The 21,742-nt window shown below is 38.2% G+C and carries 18 protein-coding genes; 15 read left to right on the top strand and 3 right to left on the bottom strand.

The annotated features are described in order from the left end of the window. Positions 1–30 precede the first annotated feature (30 nt). From dprA to QZR90_RS03430, 7 genes are all read left to right on the top strand, one after another. The gene (gene dprA, locus QZR90_RS03460) at positions 31–1,197 is read left to right on the top strand and encodes a DNA-processing protein DprA (protein WP_295788814.1); all 1,167 of its coding nucleotides are present in this window, start codon (positions 31–33) and stop codon (positions 1,195–1,197) included. Further along, a complete protein-coding gene (topA, locus tag QZR90_RS03455; protein ID WP_295788812.1) occupies positions 1,187–3,661 on the top strand; it encodes a type I DNA topoisomerase in 2,475 nt (824 codons plus the stop codon). The genes dprA and topA overlap by 11 nt, the downstream gene beginning before the upstream one ends. Before the next feature lie 225 nt (positions 3,662–3,886). Further along, the gene (gene trmFO, locus QZR90_RS03450; protein ID WP_295788810.1) at positions 3,887–5,203 is read left to right on the top strand and encodes a methylenetetrahydrofolate--tRNA-(uracil(54)-C(5))-methyltransferase (FADH(2)-oxidizing) TrmFO; all 1,317 of its coding nucleotides are present in this window, start codon (positions 3,887–3,889) and stop codon (positions 5,201–5,203) included. Continuing rightward, positions 5,200–5,739, top strand: coding sequence for an ATP-dependent protease subunit HslV (gene hslV, locus QZR90_RS03445; RefSeq protein ID WP_295788809.1), 540 nt, complete (start codon positions 5,200–5,202; stop codon positions 5,737–5,739). Before trmFO ends, hslV begins: the two co-directional genes overlap by 4 nt. Then, a complete protein-coding gene (gene hslU, locus QZR90_RS03440; protein WP_295788807.1) occupies positions 5,739–7,151 on the top strand; it encodes an ATP-dependent protease ATPase subunit HslU in 1,413 nt (470 codons plus the stop codon). Before hslV ends, hslU begins: the two co-directional genes overlap by 1 nt. A 405-nt stretch (positions 7,152–7,556) precedes the next feature. Beyond that, positions 7,557–8,237 (top strand): flavodoxin, encoded by a 681-nt coding sequence (locus QZR90_RS03435; RefSeq protein ID WP_295788804.1) that lies wholly within the window; start codon positions 7,557–7,559, stop codon positions 8,235–8,237. Continuing rightward, complete coding sequence (locus QZR90_RS03430; RefSeq protein ID WP_295788803.1) at positions 8,237–8,782, top strand: hypothetical protein; 546 nt, start codon at positions 8,237–8,239, stop codon at positions 8,780–8,782. The genes QZR90_RS03435 and QZR90_RS03430 overlap by 1 nt, the downstream gene beginning before the upstream one ends. A gap of 27 nt (positions 8,783–8,809) precedes the next feature. Here the strand turns inward: QZR90_RS03430 and QZR90_RS03425 are convergent, their stop codons facing one another. Beyond that, the gene (locus tag QZR90_RS03425) at positions 8,810–9,433 is read right to left on the bottom strand and encodes a flavodoxin family protein (RefSeq protein ID WP_295788801.1); all 624 of its coding nucleotides are present in this window, start codon (positions 9,431–9,433) and stop codon (positions 8,810–8,812) included. Between the two features lie 334 nt (positions 9,434–9,767). On the opposite strand from QZR90_RS03425, the gene QZR90_RS03420 reads away from it, so the two are divergent. After that, on the top strand, positions 9,768–10,121 hold the full coding sequence (locus QZR90_RS03420; RefSeq protein ID WP_295788800.1) for a nuclear transport factor 2 family protein: 354 nt from the start codon (positions 9,768–9,770) through the stop codon (positions 10,119–10,121). A 1-nt stretch (position 10,122) separates the two neighbouring features. Here the strand turns inward: QZR90_RS03420 and QZR90_RS03415 are convergent, their stop codons facing one another. Further along, a complete protein-coding gene (locus QZR90_RS03415) occupies positions 10,123–10,479 on the bottom strand; it encodes a helix-turn-helix domain-containing protein (RefSeq protein WP_295788798.1) in 357 nt (118 codons plus the stop codon). Positions 10,480–10,519: 40 nt separating this feature from the next. On the opposite strand from QZR90_RS03415, the gene QZR90_RS03410 reads away from it, so the two are divergent. Both QZR90_RS03410 and QZR90_RS03405 read left to right on the top strand, forming a co-directional pair. After that, positions 10,520–11,155 carry an NAD(P)H-binding protein gene (locus tag QZR90_RS03410; RefSeq protein WP_295788796.1) on the top strand — a complete coding sequence of 212 codons (636 nt, stop codon included), beginning with the start codon at positions 10,520–10,522 and terminating at the stop codon, positions 11,153–11,155. Between the two features lie 257 nt (positions 11,156–11,412). Continuing rightward, positions 11,413–11,964: a flavodoxin family protein gene (locus QZR90_RS03405; RefSeq protein WP_295788794.1), complete on the top strand. Its 552-nt coding sequence runs from the start codon at positions 11,413–11,415 to the stop codon at positions 11,962–11,964. A 193-nt stretch (positions 11,965–12,157) separates the two neighbouring features. Here QZR90_RS03405 and lgt read toward each other — a convergent pair whose 3' ends face one another. Next, positions 12,158–13,075 (bottom strand): prolipoprotein diacylglyceryl transferase, encoded by a 918-nt coding sequence (gene lgt / locus QZR90_RS03400; protein ID WP_295788792.1) that lies wholly within the window; start codon positions 13,073–13,075, stop codon positions 12,158–12,160. Between the two features lie 268 nt (positions 13,076–13,343). Between lgt and pheA the strand changes: the two genes are divergently transcribed. The 5 genes from pheA (at position 13,344) to QZR90_RS03375 (ending at position 21,638) form a co-directional block, all read left to right on the top strand. After that, positions 13,344–14,219, top strand: coding sequence for a prephenate dehydratase (gene pheA, locus QZR90_RS03395; protein WP_295788790.1), 876 nt, complete (start codon positions 13,344–13,346; stop codon positions 14,217–14,219). 128 nt (positions 14,220–14,347) lie between these two features. Then, complete coding sequence (locus tag QZR90_RS03390) at positions 14,348–16,414, top strand: glycosyl hydrolase family 18 protein (protein ID WP_295788789.1); 2,067 nt, start codon at positions 14,348–14,350, stop codon at positions 16,412–16,414. 183 nt (positions 16,415–16,597) lie between these two features. Next, entirely contained in the window at positions 16,598–19,066 is a 2,469-nt protein-coding gene (gene leuS / locus QZR90_RS03385) for a leucine--tRNA ligase (RefSeq protein WP_295788787.1), read from the top strand. A gap of 395 nt (positions 19,067–19,461) precedes the next feature. Then, the gene (locus tag QZR90_RS03380) at positions 19,462–19,941 is read left to right on the top strand and encodes a dCMP deaminase family protein (RefSeq protein ID WP_295788785.1); all 480 of its coding nucleotides are present in this window, start codon (positions 19,462–19,464) and stop codon (positions 19,939–19,941) included. A 545-nt stretch (positions 19,942–20,486) separates the two neighbouring features. Beyond that, on the top strand, positions 20,487–21,638 hold the full coding sequence (locus QZR90_RS03375; RefSeq protein ID WP_295788783.1) for a hypothetical protein: 1,152 nt from the start codon (positions 20,487–20,489) through the stop codon (positions 21,636–21,638). Positions 21,639–21,742 lie beyond the last annotated feature (104 nt).

The raw sequence follows: 21,742 nt of genomic DNA, 5'->3' as shown, positions 1-21,742 counted from the left end.
ATAAAAGATAGATGTTAGGGAGGATAAATGATGGCACATGTAAGTGAGGAATTGGTGTATTGGGCAGGTCTTGGCAGTTTACCGGGTGTTGGTTCAGTAACGTTTCGGCAACTAATTAATACCTTTGGTTCACCTAAAGTGGCGTGGACAGAACTTTGTCATAAGAATATTAGTTGGCAGGAGATTCCCATTACTAAACGCAGCCAAGCCACTGTAAAGCGAGGCATAGAGTCTATAAGTTTAGATAAAATTGAAGCCCAATTACAGCGTTGGAACATAGGTGTCATTCCCTATACAAGTCCTTTGTATCCAGCTCAATTAAGTGAAATTTTTAATCCTCCTGCTGTGTTATTTTATAGAGGCAATGCAGAACTACTTCATAGACCGGCTATGGTGGGCATGGTAGGGGCAAGAGATTGCTCTCATTATGGGCGCAATGTAGCCAATCTATTAGGCGCTCAGTTAGCGCGCAGTGGCGTTGTTGTAGTCAGTGGTGGCGCCAGGGGGATTGATTCCTATGCCCATGAAGGGGCTTTAGTAGGCAAAGGTGAAACGATTGCTGTTATGGGCTGTGGATTAGAGCAGGCATATCCTAAGAGTAATGCCCTTTTATTTAAACGCATTGAAGCATCTGGCGGTTTATTAGTATCTGAATATGGACCGGGCTTAGAACCTAAGGGATATCATTTTCCGTTGCGCAACCGCATCATCACAGGTTTAGTTAAGGCTGTTATAGTAGTAGAAGCAAAGGCTAAAAGTGGTGCCCTTATTACCGCAGACACAGCTATTAACGAAGGGAGAGAGGTTTTGGCGGTGCCAGGGGATATTTTAAGTGAAAATTTTGCTGGTAATCACTGGTTAATATCTGAAGGTGCTTCGCTAGTGACAAAAGTAGAAGATGTATTTTCGCATTGTGGTTGGACCTATTCTCCTAAGCGCTCAAAGGGAGAAGATAAAAAAGATAGTAGCCATATTGGCAGTGGTGTGATAAGCTTTAATGTGGAAGAGCATACGATTTTGAAGGCTTTGCATTATGAGAAGGAAACATCTTTAGAGGCATTGGCTTTGAAGACGAATCTTCCAGAGGGAGCGCTTCATTTGGGGTTATTAAATTTAGAAATGAAGCAATGTATAGCACGAACTCCAACTAAGGGGTATATTATCTTAGAACTTGGGAGGAATCAGTTTGGCAATTAAACGATCCATTGTTATTGGAGAGAAAGATAAAACAAATACAAAAAAAGAAGAGCGCCGTGTAGAGGGAAAGGTAGCTGTAGCTAGCAAATCTGGTACTAAGCCAGTTATGCAAGTTGTAGGGGAGTCTTTAAATACGACACCGCGGTCATATAATCCAGATGGAAAAACATTAGTTATTGTGGAGTCACCAGCTAAATCCAAGACTATTGAAAAATTCCTAGGCCCTGATTATGTAGTTAAAGCGAGTATGGGGCATTTACGAGATTTGCCAAAAAGCCAATTAGGCATCGATGTGGAGCATGGTTTTATTCCTAAGTACTCTAATTTGGCAACGCGCAAGAAATTAATCCAAGAATTGCAAGATGAGGCAGATAAATCTAAAGCCATCTTGCTCGCAACTGACCCGGACCGCGAAGGGGAAGCCATTTCTTGGCATTTGGCCTATATTTTGAATGTAGATGGAGGATCTAAGTGCCGCATCACGTTCAATGAGATTACTAAACATGCTGTAGCAGAGGCTATTAATAGCCCTCGAACGATTGATAAAGATATGGTAGATGCGCAACAAGCGCGGCGTATGCTAGACCGCTTGGTGGGCTATAAATTAAGTCCTTTACTTTGGAAAAAAGTATGCAAAGGATTAAGTGCTGGTCGTGTGCAATCTGTAGCGGTGCGCCTTATTTGCGAGCGAGAACGTGAAATTGAAGCCTTTGTACCAGAGGAGTATTGGACAATTTCCGGTCAATATAAGACGGCTAATAAAGAAAGCTTTGTTGCGGAATTAACTCATAAGAATGACGAAAAGATTGCTATTTCCAATGAGGCTGAAGCAAAAGCTATTGAAGCGGAATTAGCAGGAGTTACGGCTGAGGTTACTAGCGTAGATACGCGCAAGCGCTCTCGCCGTGCACCAGCGCCATTTACGACGTCTACCTTACAACAAGAAGGGGTCCGTAAACTTGGTTTTGGGGCTAAGCGAACGATGATGATTGCCCAGCATTTATATGAAGGTCTTGAAATTGGTGGCTATGGTCATGTAGGTTTGATTACATACATGCGTACCGACTCTACGCGTATTGCTGCAGAAATGCAGAGTGCAGCTAAGGACTATATTATCCATCAATATGGACCTGAGTATTATCCTAAAAAAGCCAATGTGTTTGGCACTAAAGAAAGCAGTCAAGACGCGCATGAGGCCATCCGACCTACTTCTTTAGAACTGCCGCCTAAAATGGTAGCACAGTTTCTAAGTCGCGATGAATTAAAGCTATATACTTTAATTTGGAATCGCTTTATGGCAAGCCAAATGGCAGCGCAACAGTCTGAGATTGTAACGGCACAACTAAAAAGCGGCGATTATACCTTGCGCGCATCGGGGAGTAAAGTTATTTTCAAAGGCTTTACAGAAGTCTATGAAGACAATAAAAAGGACGATGAAGTGCGCCTCATTCCAAGTATGGAGCAAGGGGAACAGGTTACGAACGATACGATTGAGCCAGAACAGCATTTTACTCAACCGCCAGCTAGATACTCAGAAGCGAGTCTTATCAAGACTCTTGAAGAGCGTGGCATTGGTCGCCCTAGTACGTATGCGCCTATTATGGATACCATTATTTCCAGAAATTATGTGGAGCGCAATGATAAGCAATTCATCCCTACTGAATTGGGATTTGTAGTGGTAGACTTTTTGATTGCTCATTTTGAAAAAATCATCAATGTAGATTTTACAGCTCATTTAGAGGAAGACTTAGACCATATTGCCAATGGTAAAGAAAGCTATCAAGATGTGTTGGGGCAATTTTATACAGTTTTCTCCGAAGAGCTTGAAGAGGCTAATGAGGTAGAAAAAGTTAAAATAGCTGACACAGAAAGCGATGAGATTTGCGATCTTTGTGGTAGCCCAATGGTATACAAATTTGGCCGTTTTGGTCGATTCTTGGCATGCTCTAATTTCCCAGAGTGTAAGAATACAAAGCCGATTACGGTGAGCACAGGTGTGGCCTGTCCTAAATGTGGAGAAGGTACCATTGTGGAGCGAAAGTCAAAGCGCGGTCGAATTTTCTATGGCTGTGACCGCTATCCAGCTTGTGATTTTACGCTTTGGAATAAGCCGATTAATGAATTTTGCTCTACTTGCAGTAGTATTATGACTGAGAAGACATATAAAAATGGTACTACGAAGAAATTCTGCTCTAATGAAACTTGCCCTACACAGCCTAAGAAGCGGACTAGAAAGAAAAAAGAAGAGTCTAATGTAGAGGCATCAAGTGCTGAAAGTAATAATACAACAGTAGCAGAGACGAATGTATCTGAATCTAATGAAGTTGTAACAGCAGCTGATACGAAGGCAAAAAGCACTAAAAAGGCGACTAAAAAAGCAACTACTAAGAAGACAAGTAGCAAAAACGCAACAAGCAAGAAAGCAACAAAAAAGCAAGTAAATAGACGCGTGCAGAGTGAATAAAGCATACGTTAAATGAGAAATGAAAACATAATAGCAATAAAAAAATAAAAAGTAAATTAAGTACAGTAAGTATATTAAGTATATTAACTAAACCATTACAATTTAATATATACTGGCCATAATAGTGAAAGAATAGAAGGAATAGGTAAGTACATGTTAAGTCTAGCTACCTATGATAAACTGTTATGGCTCGTATATTTTCATACATATTAAAGGAGATAGAATTTGAGTATTACACCTATTACTATAATTGGCGCTGGCCTAGCAGGCTCTGAAGCAGCTTGGCAATTAGCTAAGCGCGGTATTCCTGTAAAGCTATATGAAATGCGCCCTGTTAAACAATCACCAGCACATCATACGGAGCAATTTGCTGAATTAGTATGTAGTAATTCGCTACGCGCTGGCAATATTGAAAATGCAGTGGGCTTACTAAAGGAAGAAATGCGTCGTTTAGATTCACTCATTATGCGCTGTGCTGATGCTACAGCAGTGCCAGCTGGTGGGGCCTTAGCAGTAGATCGTCATTTATTTAGTGCGATGGTAACCGATACCTTGATGAATCATCCTTTAGTGGAAGTCATTCGCGAAGAAGTGACTGAGATTCCCAAAGAAGGCATTGTAATTGTTGCGGCTGGCCCACTTATGTCTGATGCTTTATCAGAAGATGTTAAGAAATTAACTAGTACAGGTGATTTTTATTTCTATGATGCAGCAGCACCTATCGTAACGGCTGAATCCTTGAATTACGATAAAGTCTTTGCCGCCTCTCGCTATGATAAGGGGGATGCAGATTATTTAAATTGCCCTATGAGTGAAGAGGAATACAAAGCCTTTTGGGAGGCATTGACTACTGCTGAAGTAGTTAAGCCTAAAGAATTTGAAAAAGAAATGTATTTTGAAGGTTGCATGCCTGTAGAGATTATGGCGTCCCGTGGTATTGATACCTTGCGTTTTGGTCCTTTAAAGCCAGTGGGGCTTGTGGATAAGCGGACGGGCACTGAATCCTATGCAGTAGTTCAACTTCGTAAAGAAAATAAAGAGGCCACTATGTTTAATTTAGTGGGCTTCCAAACGCATTTAAAATGGGGCGAACAAAAGCGTGTATTCTCTATGATTCCAGGTTTGGAAAATGCAGAATTTGTTCGCTATGGTGTAATGCATCGCAATACATATATTAATTCGCCAACACTTTTAAATCATCGCTTCCAATTAAAAGCTGATGAGCGCCTTTATTTTGCTGGTCAAATGACAGGCGTTGAAGGGTATTTAGAATCAGCTGCATCAGGCCTTATGGCAGGGTTACAAGTATTCCAGCAGATGAGTGATAAAGAACCTATCCAATTCCCTAAAACTACGGCAATGGGCGGCTTAAGCCAGTATATCAGTGCTTATGAAGGCAGTGATTTCCAACCAATGAATATCAATTTTGGTATAATGGAACCATGGCCAACAAAAGTGCGTAAGAAAAAAGAGAAGAATGCGCTTATCGCTCAACGCTCTTTAGAAGATTTGGCTAAAGTTAAGGAGGATTATTCACTATGAAGACAGAATTTCATGCCACCACCATATGTGCCGTAAAGCGCGATGGTAAAATCGCCATTGCTGGCGACGGCCAGGTGACTATGGGGCAAAGTGTTGTAATGAAAAATACGGCGCAAAAAGTACGCCGTTTATATAATGGTAAGGTAATTTCTGGTTTTGCTGGTTCTGTGGCCGATGCATTCACTTTATTTGACAAATTTGAGGCAAAGTTAAATCAATATAATGGTCAATTAGTGCGCAGTGCAGTAGAACTTGCAAAAGAATGGCGGAGTGATAAAATGCTTCGCAATTTAGAAGCATTACTATTAGTTGCTGATGGACAGACAATTCTACTCGTATCTGGCAATGGCGAAGTCATTGAGCCTGATGATGGCATTTGTGCTATCGGGTCTGGTGGCAATTATGCCTTAGCAGCAGCTCGCGCTTTAGCTGCTAATACGGAACTATCAGCTCGTGAAGTGGCTGAAAAAGCATTGCATATTGCAGCTGATATTTGTGTATATACCAATCATAATGTTATTGTGGAGGAAATTTAATGGATACCAATAATTTTACGCCACGACAGATTGTGGCTGAATTAGATAAATATGTGGTAGGGCAAAAAGAGGCAAAAAAGATGATTGCCATTGCCCTTCGTAATCGTTGGCGAGCTAAACAATTACCTGATGATGTACGTGAAGAATATATTCCTAAAAATATTCTACTCATCGGTCCCACTGGGGTAGGTAAAACTGAATTGGCTCGTCGCATGGCAAAACTTGTGCGCGCTCCATTTGTAAAAGTAGAGGCTACTAAATTTACAGAAGTGGGCTATGTAGGTCGCGATGTAGATCAGATGATTCGCGATTTAGTAGAAAACGCAGTGCGCATGGTGAAAGAAGAGATGATGGAATCTCAAGAAGCTAAAGCTGAAGAACTAGCTAATCAGCGTTTATTGCAAATCCTATGGCCTAAAAAAGAAAGTGTCACCAAGAAGATGACCAATCCCTTAGAAATGCTCTTTAGCGCACCGAATGAAGAAGAGGATATAAAGGAAGAAGACGCTAAAAAAGAAGAAGAAAGCGCTGAAATGTCAGAAAAACGGGCGCAATTCTATGAGCGTTTGAAAAATGGTCTCATGGATAGTCGTGAGATTGAGATTGAAGTGGAAGAGCAAACGAAAGCCTTTGCCATGCCATTAACTGGTAGCCCGGATAATATGGGGACTGATATTACAGATATGCTAGGCTCTATCTTGCCTAAGAAGAAAAAGAAACGCCATACAACTGTAGCGCAAGCGCGTAAAATTTTCATTCAAGAAGAAGGTCAAAAGCTTCTCGATATGGATGCAGTAAATGATCGTGCTATTGAACTCGCTGAACAAGAAGGCATTGTATTCATTGATGAGTTTGATAAAATTGCTGGCAATAATGGACGCAGTGGTCCAGATGTATCTCGTGAAGGGGTGCAGCGCGACATTTTACCTATCGTAGAAGGTGCCACTGTAAATACTAAATATGGTCCCATTAAAACAGAGCACATTTTATTTATTGCTGCTGGTGCGTTCCATGTGTCTAAGCCGTCTGATTTAATTCCAGAGCTTCAAGGTCGTTTCCCAATTCGCGTGGAATTAGATAGTTTAACGGAAGCTGATTTCAAAGAAATTTTGACAACACCACAACAAGCGTTGTTAAAACAATATCACATGCTTCTTAAAGCAGATAATGTAACGATTCACTTTAAAGAAGCTGCTATTGATAAAATGGCTGAACTTGCGTATCGTGTGAATAATGAAACAGAAGATATTGGTGCTCGTCGCTTGCATACAATCCTGGAAAAACTCTTGCAAGATATTTCCTTTAATGCACCACCAAATGAGCCAGTTGATGTAGAAATTACGGCTGAAATGGTGGAAGAACGACTTGGTACTATCGTAAAAGATGTAGACCTTTCAAATTATATTTTATAATTTTATATGTTTTACTATTTTCATATAGCTTATACATCCTATATATTTTAAAATGCTCCATATGTTTTAAGACATTAGGTATGATTAAGACCATATGTGTAAATAGGTTATATGTGTAAATGATTATATGTATAAATAAGATTTTACGTGTAACTAAAACTATAGGTGTAGCTAACACTTTATACAATAATTAAAACAAAAATCCCACAGAGAATGCTAACGCTTTCTTGCTCTTAGATGAGATGTTTAAGAGTAAGAGGCTAATAGCCACTCTGTGGGATTTTTATAATGCAATTATTTTAAAATTAATCTGTAAAAAGGTGTTGACTTGAAGTTAGCTTTAGGGCGTAAGCTAAACTTAAGTTCTTAGTTGGATGTAGTTTTTAGAGAAAGAGAGTGATAGTAATGAATGTAAAAAAGATAGTCGGTTTATTGGTAATTGTAGCTGTAGCAATTGGTTTATTTGCATTTAATTATTCTACAGGACAAAATGCATCATCGACTCAAGGCTCTACAGTGAGTGCTAGTGAAGGTCGTGCTACAGGGCCGGCAGATTTAACAAATAAAGATAAAAAGGTATTGATTGTATTTTTCTCTCGCACAAAAGGTCTCTATGGTAATGAAACTCCTGTTATCGGCAATACGCACCAGATTGCCAATTATATTCAAGCTGCCACAGGTGGCGATATATATGAAATAGTGCCAGCCAAAGATTATCCTGATGAATATAATACAATTTTAGATGTTGCTAAAGCTGAACAGGCTAATAATAAACGACCTGCTATTAAAAATCCATTACCTGATGTAAGTTCATATGATATTGTGTTTGTAGGTGGTCCTATTTGGTGGGGCGAATACCCTATGATAGTGCGTAGTTTCTTAGATCAAGCTAATTTGAATGGTAAAACAGTAATTCCCTTTACTACTCATGAAGGATCTGGTCTTGGCAATACAAAGGCACAATTAGAAGCACAGTATCCTAATGCCACTGTATTAAAAGGTCTAGCTATCCGTGGACGACAGGCAGCTTTGGAAGAATCTAAAGCTGCAGTTGATGTATGGCTTAAAGAAATAGGGATTATCTAATGAAACAAACAATGAAGTTATATGGCATTACTATTGTAAGCACAATAATATTAGCATTGCCTTTAATCGTCTTATTGCAAAAAGATTTAATAGAAGAGCCAGTAAATCTAGTAAATTATTCACTAGCTTTACTGGCCTATACAAGTTGGCTATTTAGTATTGTATTAATGAGTAGATGGCCATTTTTAATTGCCTTAGTAAATAAAATAGAGCCAGGAGCCTCTTTAAAGATGCACAGAGTGTTAGGCCCCTTTAGTGTCATTCTGGGACTCATCCATTATATTATGTCATTTTCTATGCATGAAGAGATTGTCTACACTGGACTAGGTGGTGGCATAGTCATACTTGTAGCTTTAGGCACTATGTGGCAACTAAAACCATCTTTAACTAGGCGCTGGCTCCATCGCGGTGTCATTTTAGGGGTTATCCTTATATGGGCTCATGTACATCTTATTACGCGCATATCAATTCTTACCCCTTTTATGATGTGCTTTGACGCGTATACTTTAATCGCCTTAAGTCTTTATGGGTGGAAGAAAATATAAGTAAATTTGTATATGGTGGATTACTTATTAGATAAAGTTTGTCCAAACTTTTTCTTCGTAGACTGGCTTTTGTAAGCCTGCTTTTTTACCTAATTCAATAGATTTTAGAATCCATGCCATATTAAGACCTAAAGTGCGCATAGTTTGAAGCCCCTCTAAGTCTTTTCGTACATCCTCAGGAGTAAAGCCATGAACTTGGTTCCAATATTGTGAACCAATTAGTATCATATTGCTAATAGTAAAATATTTATTAAGTCTGTCAAAGGCCGTAGTGGCACCAGCGCGTCGGCAAGATACGATAGCAGCAGCTACTTTACCAGCCATGCGACGTTCACGAGGATAGAAAAGACGGTCTAAAAAGGCACATAATTGGCCAGATGGACCGCCATAATACACTGGCGAGCCAACAATAATTCCATCAAATTCATCAAGGCGAGCTGCTATTTCATTCACACCATCGGTATTAAAGACACATCGACCAGTTTTAAAGCACTGTTGGCAGTTAATACAACCTGGAATTTCTCGTTTTCCAATCCAATAGATTTCAGTATCGATTTGTTGATCTTTTAAAGTGTCAGCCACTTCTTTAAGCGCTGTGTAAGTACAGCCTGCTTGATTAGGACTTCCGTTGATTAATAATACTTTACTCATAATAAACTCCTTTCATACTTATGAAATAATTTATAGTATGGTTATAGCATGAATAATATTAATAAGGAAGAACGCACTTTTGTGAAAGGTACTACACTGTAGGTGAGTGTAGCGCCATAATGAATAGGTAACTTCGGGCCCTGTGGTTCATGTCGCTGTAAAACTACACTATACTTAATGTAAGTAGTGTTAAAATATGTTAGTATCGCACTTTTTTGTGCGTTCTTGTTTAAAAGTATGTCCTTGATATAATAATGTCATAAGCTAGCAAATATATAACGTACGTTCTTTAAATATTTAAATAATAGATGTTAAAATAAAGTGAGGAACGGTTATGGCAAAGACAATTCGACATACTATGGCAGCCTATGAACGAGGCGTAAAAACTGGTGATTCTAGCATTATGAAACCGGCATTTCATGAAAAGGCTACAATGTATGGCTTTGATGCAAATAATGAGCTGATTTCAGAAGGTCCGATTGAAAATTTATATAAGTTAATCGATGCAGCGGGTGCTGAGCCAGATTATGAGTTTGATACACAAATTATGAGTCGCACTGAAAATACAGCGAGCGTTAGAGTCGATATTTATTTGCGCAAGCAAAAGGTGCACATGGTGGATTACCATAATTTAATTCATATAGATGATAATTGGCAAATTATCTCTAAAATATATCAAATATTATAGATTATTCTTTTTTATCATTTGGGGCGTCAAGACGATGATTGTCGCCCCATTCACATAGTGCATCGAGTATAGGCATTAAGGATTTGCCGCGCTCAGTTAAACTATATTCTACCTTTGGTGGAATTTGAGGATATTCTTTGCGGTGCACTAAATCATCTTTTTCTAATTCCTTTAAGGCTGTACTTAATGTTTTATAAGAGATGACACCAATATATTTTTTCATTTCATTAAAACGAACTACACCAAACTCCATAAGTATATAGAGTATGGTCATTTTATATTTCCCATTGATTAAAGATAAGGTGTAGGAAAATCCTGTGTCATGTAAATTCTCTTTAGCGATACAACGTGAATACATAAAAATCTCCTTGTAGTTAATAATATAAGAAAGGATACATATGAGAATATTAGTTATTGGTGCTAGTGGTCGAGTGGGCAGCCAACTAGTACGCTATTTGGTCGAAGCAGGTCATCAGGTACTGGCGGCAGCAAGACATACAGAAGCATTTCAAGATATGCCGCAGGTAGAACGAGTTGAGTATAATATGGCAGAAAATCAGATTGATAGTCAGCCATGGGGCTCCATAGACGCGGTTTATTTTACAGCAGGTTCACGGGGTAAGAACTTATTGCAAGTAGATGCTTTTGGTGCTGTAAAAGCCATGAAATTGGCGACACAATTACAAGCAAAACGCTTTATATTATTGAGTTCTATTTTTGCTACAGAACCAGAAAAATGGTCGGACCCTAATTTAGTGAATATTACGGATTATAATATTGCTAAGTTCTTTGCCGATCATTGGTTAATACATAATACTGACTTAAACTATACTATAATTCAGCCTGGTAATTTAATCGATCATCCTACCACTGATGGATTAATACAAATTGGTGTTCCTAAGTCCATACCTAATAGTATAGATAATGTGGCACGAACATTAGTTGCTGTGTTAGAAGAGCCTAAAGCATTTAGAAAAATTATCCAAATGGGTGATGGTCATATGCCCATTAAAGAGGCTTTACAATCATTATAATACAATAAAACACGCGCTCCTTTTATTCGTTTATATCTATATAAACCAAGTCGTGTAACATGGCTCTTTATGGATATACTGGAGGAGTACGTGTTTTTCTCCATATATAGGACTTGAGTGGCAATACACTTTGCTAAGCTGATTAGTCACTATATATACTATGGTTATAGCATGAATCGTATTAATAAGGAAGAACGCACTTTTAAGAGAGTTACTTTACTTTAGGTAAGTATAGAGGTTAAAGGAGGTCATGAAGTATGACAAAGAGAATTTTAATTTTAAATGGTTCATCACGCAGGCAGGGGAATACAGTGGCGTTAACTAAGCGCTTTCGTGAAGGGGCGGAAGAAAAAGGTCATATTGTAGAGGAAATATTTGTAGACCGTCTAACGATTAAGAGTTGCTTAGGTTGCTACCAATGCTGGAATCGTGCAAATGAGGCAAATCCTTGTATTCAGCAAGATGATATGATACAAATTTACGATGCATTTAAATCTGCTGATGTTATTGTACTAGCAAGTCCTATTTACTATTGGGCTATTACAGGCGCCTTAAAATTGGTGGTAGACCGTACATTTGCCCTCAGTCAAGCTAATGAAGGGATTATGCCTAAAAAAGAAGTCGCTTTTATCAGTGCCGCAGAAAGCGATGAATTTGATGAGGTACTAGCATGGTACAATGTGGTGACCAATTATCTTGAATGGAAACAGCGGGGCCTTGTACTTTGTGATGGTGTTATGAACGCAGGAGATGTATTAAAGCGAACCGATAAATTACAAGAAGCCTATGAATTAGGGGCATCTATATAGGGCCAATAGAATTAAAAAAAGTTAAGAAATTTGAAGAGTTTGAAATAATTGAAATGATTTGAAATACTTGAAGTCACTTATAATAGGTCTAAATCAATTTAAAAAATTAAAATATGGCAAACAAAAAGCTCCCTACCATTACATTCATCATATGTATTGGTAGGGAGTTCTTTTTAGGGCGTGCTAAAAAGTATTATTTCCGCCGTTTAGAGCTTTTATTTTTACTTGTAGAATTTGTAGTCGTTGCTGAGTTATTTTTAGCACTATCTTTAGCTACTTTACTAGAGCCATTATTTTCAGCAGCGCCTTCAGCAGCCGCATCAGCTTCAAGCAAATGCTCATCATAGGAGCCTTTCACTTGAATATAGATAAAGAGGATAATTCCTATGATAATAACAATTAAGCTCGTCATTTGTGCAGATTTTAGACCTAAAGTTAAATCTACATAGTCACCGCGTAAGAACTCGAGTCCAAAGCGAGCTGCGGAGTATAGAATAGCATAGAGCACAAAGACTTGGCCTTTTTTATGGCGTTTCGTGCTAAATAAGAGGAGGAATACAAAGATTAAAATATCAATTTGCCCTTCCCAAATTTCGGCAGGCCATAAAGGTTGGGCTCCATACGTCCGGTAGGCAAGTGTTGTTTCTGGATAGAGAATACCAAAATTACCACCTGTAGGATGGCCAAAGGCATCGCCATTCATAAGATTGGCCATGCGCCCAACAGATTGGCCTAAGATAAGGGCCGGCGCAAAAATATCGGCAAAGGCCAGGCTGTCAATGCCATGTTTGCGCGTATACCAAATGCCTACTATAGTGCCTAGCACGACACCGCCTTGGATAGCCATACCACCTTGCCATACAAAGGGGATTTCTAATAAATGATTGTGATAGTAATCCCAATCAAAGAAGAATACATCCCAAAGTCGTGCACCGATAATACCAGCAATACCGACTAATATGGAAAAGTCCACAATATGTACATGCCAACCACGACCATCGCGTTTAAATAAGTAATAAGCTACAATGGCGGCACTAATAATACCTAAAGATAAAAGTAAGCCATAGGCTCTAACGGGAAAATCGCCTATATGAAATAAATATTGATGCATAAAGACCTCCTCAAAATAATATATATTTATTATAGCTAAGACAAAGTTGTATTACAATATTAAGGAAATTGTAATACAAAAGAAATGAAACTGTATTACAAAAAGCAAAATTATATTACAAATCAGAGAGATTGAATTACTCAAAACGTCAAATTGTAGGGACATAGGAAAGAAATTGTAAGTTCCTGCCTATGAAGTAGTCTGACAAGGCAGTTTTTATTGTGCTATAATTAAAAAGTTAAAGTATTTGAGAGTTTAGGGAGTGACTATGAGAAAACAGATTGCCTTTTTAGGCCCAAAGGGGACATTTACAGAAGAAGCACTACATCGATATTGTAAAGGCCAAGGCTGGACTATTGAAGCCATACCAGCACACACGATCGAAGAAGCCATTGATATGACTATGAGAGATGAAACTGAATATGCCTTTGTGCCGGTGGAAAACTCTTTAGGTGGCACGGTGTTGACTACTATGGATTATTTGATGGAGCATCGTCATATTGAAATCTGTGGAGAAATTGCCATGCCCATTCGTCACTATCTTTGGGGTATAGTAGGAGCCCAATTAAAAGATATTACTACGGTGTATTCACATCCGCAGGCCATTCGCCAATGCAAGCCATTTCTGGCAGAATATTTGCGTCACGCTGATACTATTTACACTGGCTCCACTGCAGAAGGGGGCGAACTTGTAAGCACAGCGGCGCTGCCTAATCAAGCAGCTATAGGTGGTATTGCCTTAGGTCATACCTATGGACTCACACAGCTAAGTGGTGAGGCTCAGGAGCATGCGTATAATTTAACGCGTTTTATTTTAGTGCGCCATAATGATCATATTAAGGACGATTTAGAGCAAGTTGATTTGCGTAAAATTAATGGAGCTAAATTATCCTTACTATGTGAGCTTGATGGTTTGCGTCCAGGTTCATTATGGGAAGGATTGGGTATTTTCGCTAAGCGACATATCAACTTAGTAAAAATAGAATCAAGACCTACTAAAGGGCGTTTGGGGGAATATAAATTCTTTTTTGATTTACAAATCGAGAGTAATGCAGAGGATGTAAAAGAGGCGCTGAAAGAATTATACACAGTGGCCACTGATGTGCAGCTCTTTGGACTGTATCATACGCTTATCATTGAATAATAAAATGAGTAGGAGCTATTTTATCCTATACTAGGTATTTACACAGTAGTGGCAGAGATTTACCAATACTGGTTTTGTTAAAATATCAGGAACGGCTTTATTTATTAGGAAAGGAACTATTTTAATTTATGAAACACATGATTAAGTCTTTGGTACTGGCGTCCTTGGTGGCGACTTTGCCTTCATTTAGTCAAGCTGAACAAATTATAGTAACTAAAGAAGTAAATAATCAAAATATACCTGTATCTGTTGCAGAAAATAAACAGAATTTATCTAAAGCGAATAAGGAGACTCTTCTTAAGGAGAATAATCAAAATTCATTTAAAGATATTAAACAAGATTCGCCTAAAGACAATAAAGAACGATCATCTAAAAATAATAAAGAACATTCATCTAAGGATACTAAAGAACGCTCATCTAAAGATAATCAACAAAGTGTAGTTAAAGATAATAAAATGGCTCAATCTGCAGCGATTCAGGTCATTAAGGAAGGGCTTGCTGATAGTGAAATCTATGGCACGAGACCGATTATTGTAAAAAGCCTTTATGGAACTGAGGAAGTACGAGATGAGGTCGCTTTTAAAGATCAACAGTCTCTTTGGATTCCACTGGCTCTCTATAAAAGTGTGAATTTAAATCCTATTGCTACAGAGCAGGGAACGACCTATATAACCTTGCCTATGCCACGTGTAGGCGGCGATATGTTATATAGTGGCGATGCGCGTGGTGGCACTAGCAAAATAAAACTTCCTATTAGTGTACGCAATGGCTTTTCCTATGTGGATTTAAAGACTATGTCACCTATGTTAGGCGTAGTATATGAGGAGCGAGCTGATGGGATTGTATTAACTCCACAAGTGGGGGCTGTTAGCAAACCTGATGTGAAGGAAATTACTAATACTGTTACCTTGGTGTTTGATCCATTAGTAGGAACTCCTTATGCTCATAAAGTAGCTCATGAAGGGACGTCAGTGATTTCTCCTACTTTATTTGATTTAGGAGAAAAGGGCTTAGTTGTAAAGAACCAAGTATCTTTGGACTACAAGCTCCAATATGGAGCAGCTGGCTATCAAGTATGGCCTTTAGTGACCAATACATTTAAACCAGATTTTACAAGTAAAATATTAAAAGATGAGACAAAATGGTCCGCCATTGGGCGAGATATGGTTTTATATGCCTTAGCCTATGGCTATGAAGGATATAATTTTGACTTTGAAAATGTATACTATAAAGACAAAAAGCAGCTAACTAAATTTGTTACCTACTTAGCTGATTTGCTTCACAACTATAATATAAAGTCTTCCGTTGATATAACAGGCTATTCTGACAGTGAAAATTGGTCCATGGTATATGACCGCAAAGCTTTTGGCGAGGCGGTAGATTATGTAGTATTGATGGCCTATGATGAAACTTGGGCTTCTAGTACGACCGCTGGCCCTGTAGCAAGTTATCCGTGGGTGCGTCAAAATGTAGAGGCTCTTTTAAAAGAAGTGCCATCAGAGAAAGTCATCTTAGGTGTGCCTTATTATATGCGCTCCTGGACAAGTAAGATTGAGGTTGATGCTAAAGGCAAGGTTAAGATAAGTGAAACTAAAGGCAAAACTTTACCGATGGGTGAGGCCGAGGCCTTAAAAGAGAAATACAAACAACGCGTTACTTGGAACGACAAGTTAAAAACAAATTATGTAGTATTTGGTACAAATAGATTAGGTGAACAATTATTGGCATATAAAGAAACGGGGCGTGAACCAAGACTGGTAGTGCCTATGGAAGCCGTTGATAGCCCTAATGGCGTAGCTAATACTGTTACTGTGTCAAAAGTTACATCTGATAAAACTAAAGTAGTTGAAAATAATGTTGCTGATGCAAAAACGCTGAGCAAAGAAACCAATGAGTCTATGAAGGAATCTCGCATTGCTGGGGGCTTAAGAAATAAATCGTCATTTATTACGGAAGTGTGGTTTGAAGACGAAGCATCTATGGCTCCGAAATTAGCCTTGGTTAAAGAGTTAAATCTAGGTGGCTTTGGTGCATGGCGTAAAGGCTTTGAAACAGAAGAATTTGCTGATTTTGTGTACAAGAACTACAAAGAACCTAAAGAGGCCGAACAGGATAAAAAGGGCAATAAAAAATCAGATAAGAAGGCGGACAAAAAGACTGATAAAAAGCCCGACAAAAAGAACGTAAAAAATTAAAGAGCGAAAGCAAAGTAAAAAGAAGCAAAACGTCTTATTGTTTTATACAATTGACAAATCAATATAAAATAGAACTAACTATAGAGAATGTTTGACGGCTATCATGAGTTAGTAATATAATTAGGTTTAAGACTTATGATTACAGAAGAATCAGAGGAAAATGGAGTATGAGGAGGCTGCGTTATGCAAGAGAAGTATGTAGCACAGGATATTGAGAAAAAGTGGCAATCCTATTGGGTTGAACATAACACATTTAAAACAGACTATGATGAGAGCAAGGAAAAATACTATGTATTAGAAATGTTCCCGTATCCATCTGGTAATTTACATATGGGCCATGTACGTAACTATTCAATTGGTGATGTGGTGGCGCGCTTTAAAAAGATGAAAGGCTTTAATGTACTTCATCCAATGGGCTGGGATGCATTTGGTATGCCAGCGGAAAATGCAGCCATTAAAAACGGCATTGCTCCAAGTAAATGGACATTTGAAAATATTGAAAATATGAAGCGTCAGCAACAAGCTTTAGGTCTTTCCTATGATTGGGACCGCGAAGTGGCTACTTGCAAAGATGATTATTATCGTTGGACACAATGTTTTTTCCAACAATTCTATAAAAAAGGCTTAGCCTATAAAAAAGAAGCTAAAGTAAACTGGTGTGATCATTGTCATACTGTATTGGCGAATGAACAAGTTATTGATGGCCTTTGCTGGCGTTGCGATAACAAAGTAGAAAAGAAAGACTTGAAGCAATGGTTCTTGAAAATTACGGAATACGCAGATCGCTTGCTTGAAGACTTAGATACATTAGATCATTGGCCAGAACGCGTTAAGACAATGCAGAAAAACTGGATTGGACGCAGTGAAGGGGCTCAATTTGCCTTTGAAATTCCTGAAATCAATAAGAACATTGAAGTATATACTACTCGTGTAGATACGATTTATGGTGTGTCCTATATCGTATTAGCGCCAGAGCATCCATATGTGGAAGAATTGATTGCAAATAAGTCCAATAAAGCGGAACTTGATGCATTCATTCATAAAGTGCGCAATCTAAATGAAATTGACCGTACATCTACTGATGTAGAAAAAGAAGGCTTATTCACTGGTTCCTATGCTAAGCATCCTATGACTGGTGAAGATGTGCCAATTTGGATTGCCAACTATGTATTAGTTGACTATGGTACTGGTGCCGTTATGGGTTCACCAGCTCATGATGAGCGCGATAATAAATTTGCGCGCAAATACAATTTGCCAATTCTTCCAGTTGTTCAAAATGCGGAACACACATGGACGTTTGACGAATGGACTAATGAAGTGCATGAAGATGGCATCCTTATTAACTCTGGTGAGTATGACGGCATGACGTCAGCTGATGCGCGTGAAGCCATTATTAAAAACTTTGAAGAACGTGGCATTGGTCGCAAAATGGTAAATTACCGACTTCGCGATTGGTTGATCTCCCGTCAACGTTATTGGGGAGTGCCAATTCCAGTTGTATACTGCGACAAATGTGGTGAACAATTAGTTCCTGAAGAAGAATTGCCAGTGCGTTTGCCAGAAGATGTAGTATTTGATGGTGGCGCGATTTCTCCATTGGCTACTTCTGAAGAGTTCTTAAAAGCAACCTGCCCATGCTGTGGTGGCGAAGCACGCCGTGAAATCGATACAATGGATACATTTATTGATTCTTCCTGGTACTTCTTACGCTACACTGATGCGCGCAATGATAAAGAAGCGTTTAATAAGAAAATTGCAGATTACTGGATGAATGTAGACCAATATATTGGCGGTATCGAACATGCTATCTTGCATTTATTATATTCTCGCTTCTTCGTAAAAGTAGTTCATGACTTAGGCCTTGTGAAATTTAACGAACCATTTAGAGGCTTATTGACTCAAGGTATGGTACTTAAAGAAGGCAGCAAAATGTCTAAGTCTAAGGGCAATGTAGTATCTCCTGAGGAAATTGTAAATTCCTATGGGGCTGATACAGCTCGTCTCTTCATTTTATTCGCTGCACCAGTAGAGCGCGATCTTGACTGGAGCGACGAAGGCGTAGAAGGTTCTTATCGCTTCTTAGGCCGTGTATGGCGCATTGTTGGCTCTTACCAAGAATGGGCAAAAGCTGGTCATTATGAGGCTCTTTCTAAGGATGAAACAGCACTTCGCCGTGAGCTTCATCGCGTAATTAAAAAAGTAACAGAAGACCTTGATGGCAAATTTAACTTCAATACAGCTATTTCTAGCATCATGGAACTTGTAAACTTCATGTATCAATTCCGTGATAATCACGAAACAATTCAAGCTGAACTTGCTCAAGAAGTGATTGAAAAGTTATTGCTTCTCTTGGCTCCATTTACGCCACATATTACAGAGGAGTTATGGCATGAATTAGGCCATACTACTAGCATTCACACTGAAGCGTGGCCTCAATATGAGGAAAAAGCACTTGTAGTCGATGAAGTGGAAATTGCTATCCAAGTAAATGGCAAACTTCGCGATAAAGTAGTTATTCCGGTTAATATGGATAAGGCTGAACTTGAAGCACAAGCGTTGGCATTACCACGTATTCAAGAATTTACTGCCGGTAAGAATGTAGCTAAAGTTATTATTATTCCAAATAAAATTGTTAATATTGTTGTGAAATAATATTAACAATTAATTGGACATTTAGTTATGTAACATCCTTTGATGGGATTTGTTATGCAAAAAGTCTCTTAGGGGATTTATTACACAAATAATCTCTCATGGTATTTGTTACACAAAAATCTTTTATTGGATTTGCCTGATGCGGGCTTGGCTAATAGCCGAGCCCGTTTTTTATACTAGTTTGTAAGTAAATGTGTTAAAATAAATTTACACATGGTTTTATGTTTATAAACTATTGATGACTAGCGATTAGTGACAAACAATTGATAGTGAGGTAGTAATAGTTAAAGTTGTAATAGTTTAAGTATTGATACTTAAAGTAGAATAGCTAAGTTGTAATAGTCATAGTAAGGTAGTATCAGTTAAGATATATAATGAATTGGTAGGTGATAGGAATGTCAAAACGAGCTGATTATATTAGTTGGGACGAATATTTTATGGGCGTAGCTATTTTAGCGGCTCAGCGCTCCAAGGATCCAAATACACAAGTAGGGGCCTGTATCGTCAGTGAAGATAATAAAATTCTCTCCATTGGTTATAATGGTATGCCTTGTGGTTGCAGTGATGATGAGTTTGCCTGGGACCGCGATGTGAGCAAGGATAATAAATACTTTTACATAGTTCATAGTGAGCTTAATGCCATATTAAACTACCGTGGTGGTTCATTAGAGGGCAGTAAGATTTATGTTACTTTGTTCCCTTGTAATGAATGTGCTAAGGCAATTATCCAAAGTGGCATTAAAGAAGTTATTTATTGGGAAGACTTCTATAAAGATACACCAGAAGTAAAAGCATCAAAGCGAATGCTTCGAACCGCAGGCGTACAAATTACAGAATATATGCCGACAGGACGAACACTGAATATTAGCTTGTAGAACTAGTGTAAGGCATGTTAAGCATAAAAAAGAATAACAATTATAACTTATGTAGTAAGTTATAAAATAAAAGCAAGTCATACCTTAATCATGGATAGATTATGAATCGGTATTGACTTGCTTTTTGTTCTTCTATACTTTCTGCTTTAAGATCGAATATTGATGCAGATGGAAAATCAAGTTAAATATAGGTAGGAATTTTACAAGCTCGTGTCGAAGCTATAAAGAGTGCGATTAAAAATGCTCCTAATGAGGAGATTGTTTTCACTACTTCTGAGAATGCAGATTTATCTGGCTTACAACCAACTCTTGATGAGTTATATGGTAAAGATGCTTATAAGGTAGAGACAAGAACAGTTGATGAAGTTCAGCTTGATGGGGACGATAAAGTTCCTGCTTATCAAGAAGTATATGTCCTTAAAAAGGATACTGTATTTAACGAAGATGTCCAAGATGACCTTAGAGATACTGGATTATATAGTGCAGGACAAGCTGGTAGCGATAACTCCAATGTTCCAAATAAAGAGAAGTATGACCAACATAATATGGAGCGTCATACAGGGGAAAATAGAAACTTTAGTACCAATATTCCACTAGAAGAGATTCCTAAAATTAAGCAATCTATAATTGAGTATCTAGGAAGCCCTGCTTTATTAGATAAGTTCTTAAAGGCATCTCCGCACTTATTGATACGGTTCAGACTATTTCTGAATAGTCCTAAACTATTAGGGTATCACCTCTTTAAAAGAGGCACTATGGATATTCGATATAATACAGATTATGCTGAAAATGGAGTTCCTATTCATGAATTTATACATGAGGCAGTGTCCAACCTAGAAGAAAGAGGGGCGGATGAAAAGAGTGTAAATAAGAGAAATAGGTTAGTAGACTCTATTATTAACGACGTTATTAGTAAAGTTATGGAGGATGTTTATGAAAATAACAGTAGAGCAACGCTTGAGAGACTGGGGCTTTCACGAGGAAGATATTCCGAAAATGTTACAGGTAATGCCGAACATGGAGGGCGAGGAGGATATCCTAATAGCAGAAGCAGCATTCCAGGCATTGATGACAGTAAAAGTTCCGACCTACCGAGGGGAACGAAGTTACCTGTTACAAGCGAAAGCACTAGTAAGAGGGGTAAAAGATGGGGTGGACATGATGTACGCTTGGACGATTCCGAATTACAGCCCTTCGAGACGTTTTTAGCTATTGTCAAACCATCGTTGCCAACGGGTGACTTTAATTATACAGTTCAATTATTAACTAATTATTTCATGGATATTTTTAATTCTCCAGAAATGAGCCCACAAGCAAAATTAGCTTATGTGGGTTCTTTTATTTCTGCGGTAAAAGCAATAAATCCAGATATAGCTAATAAAACTCTTAATAATTATGATATTCGACAAGAAATTATGGGGTATGGCTCAATGCTTTATATCCCACAAAATACATTACAAGATTTAGTTAATTTATCTTTGGATGAGCTTACCGCAAACAGTGGAGCAAAATCAGAAAGACGTTTAAAAATGCAGAAAGAGCATAGTAAGAAAAATCTTTCTGATGGACACGGAGCAACAAGCTCTAATGACCCAGTTACAGTCAAAGAAGAAGTAGAGAAAGCTAATCAACCAGACCCTACAGATATGAAATCTAATCCTATTGAAACTACTATTAATCAGATAGAAAGAATTTAGTATTCATCGCCATACAAGATGGAATTGTATAAGCAAATGACTTTTATATTACAGTGCCAAGTAGCAGTTAAATCAAACTTAGTTTTAAATATTTTTAGCCTATT

Origin of the sequence: uncultured Veillonella sp., assembly GCF_900545795.1 — a bacterium.
Taxonomy (GTDB): Bacteria; Bacillota; Negativicutes; order Veillonellales; family Veillonellaceae; genus Veillonella_A.
Note: the sequence above shows the minus strand (reverse complement) of the source record. Positions and strands in the feature narration are given on the sequence as shown.

Bases quoted from the DNA above. Each gene is read 5' to 3' on its own strand.
- dprA (WP_295788814.1), top strand. From the start codon at position 31: ATGGCACATGTAAGTGAGGAATTGGTGTATTGGGCAGGTCTTGGCAGT.
- hslV (WP_295788809.1), top strand. From the start codon at position 5,200: ATGAAGACAGAATTTCATGCCACCACCATATGTGCCGTAAAGCGCGAT.
- hslU (WP_295788807.1), top strand. From the start codon at position 5,739: ATGGATACCAATAATTTTACGCCACGACAGATTGTGGCTGAATTAGAT.
- QZR90_RS03435 (WP_295788804.1), top strand. From the start codon at position 7,557: ATGAATGTAAAAAAGATAGTCGGTTTATTGGTAATTGTAGCTGTAGCA.
- QZR90_RS03430 (WP_295788803.1), top strand. From the start codon at position 8,237: ATGAAACAAACAATGAAGTTATATGGCATTACTATTGTAAGCACAATA.
- QZR90_RS03425 (WP_295788801.1), bottom strand. From the start codon at position 9,433: ATGAGTAAAGTATTATTAATCAACGGAAGTCCTAATCAAGCAGGCTGT.
- QZR90_RS03420 (WP_295788800.1), top strand. From the start codon at position 9,768: ATGGCAAAGACAATTCGACATACTATGGCAGCCTATGAACGAGGCGTA.
- QZR90_RS03415 (WP_295788798.1), bottom strand. From the start codon at position 10,479: ATGTATTCACGTTGTATCGCTAAAGAGAATTTACATGACACAGGATTT.
- QZR90_RS03410 (WP_295788796.1), top strand. From the start codon at position 10,520: ATGAGAATATTAGTTATTGGTGCTAGTGGTCGAGTGGGCAGCCAACTA.
- QZR90_RS03405 (WP_295788794.1), top strand. From the start codon at position 11,413: ATGACAAAGAGAATTTTAATTTTAAATGGTTCATCACGCAGGCAGGGG.
- lgt (WP_295788792.1), bottom strand. From the start codon at position 13,075: ATGCATCAATATTTATTTCATATAGGCGATTTTCCCGTTAGAGCCTAT.
- pheA (WP_295788790.1), top strand. From the start codon at position 13,344: ATGAGAAAACAGATTGCCTTTTTAGGCCCAAAGGGGACATTTACAGAA.
- QZR90_RS03390 (WP_295788789.1), top strand. From the start codon at position 14,348: ATGAAACACATGATTAAGTCTTTGGTACTGGCGTCCTTGGTGGCGACT.
- leuS (WP_295788787.1), top strand. From the start codon at position 16,598: ATGCAAGAGAAGTATGTAGCACAGGATATTGAGAAAAAGTGGCAATCC.
- QZR90_RS03380 (WP_295788785.1), top strand. From the start codon at position 19,462: ATGTCAAAACGAGCTGATTATATTAGTTGGGACGAATATTTTATGGGC.
- QZR90_RS03375 (WP_295788783.1), top strand. From the start codon at position 20,487: ATGGAGCGTCATACAGGGGAAAATAGAAACTTTAGTACCAATATTCCA.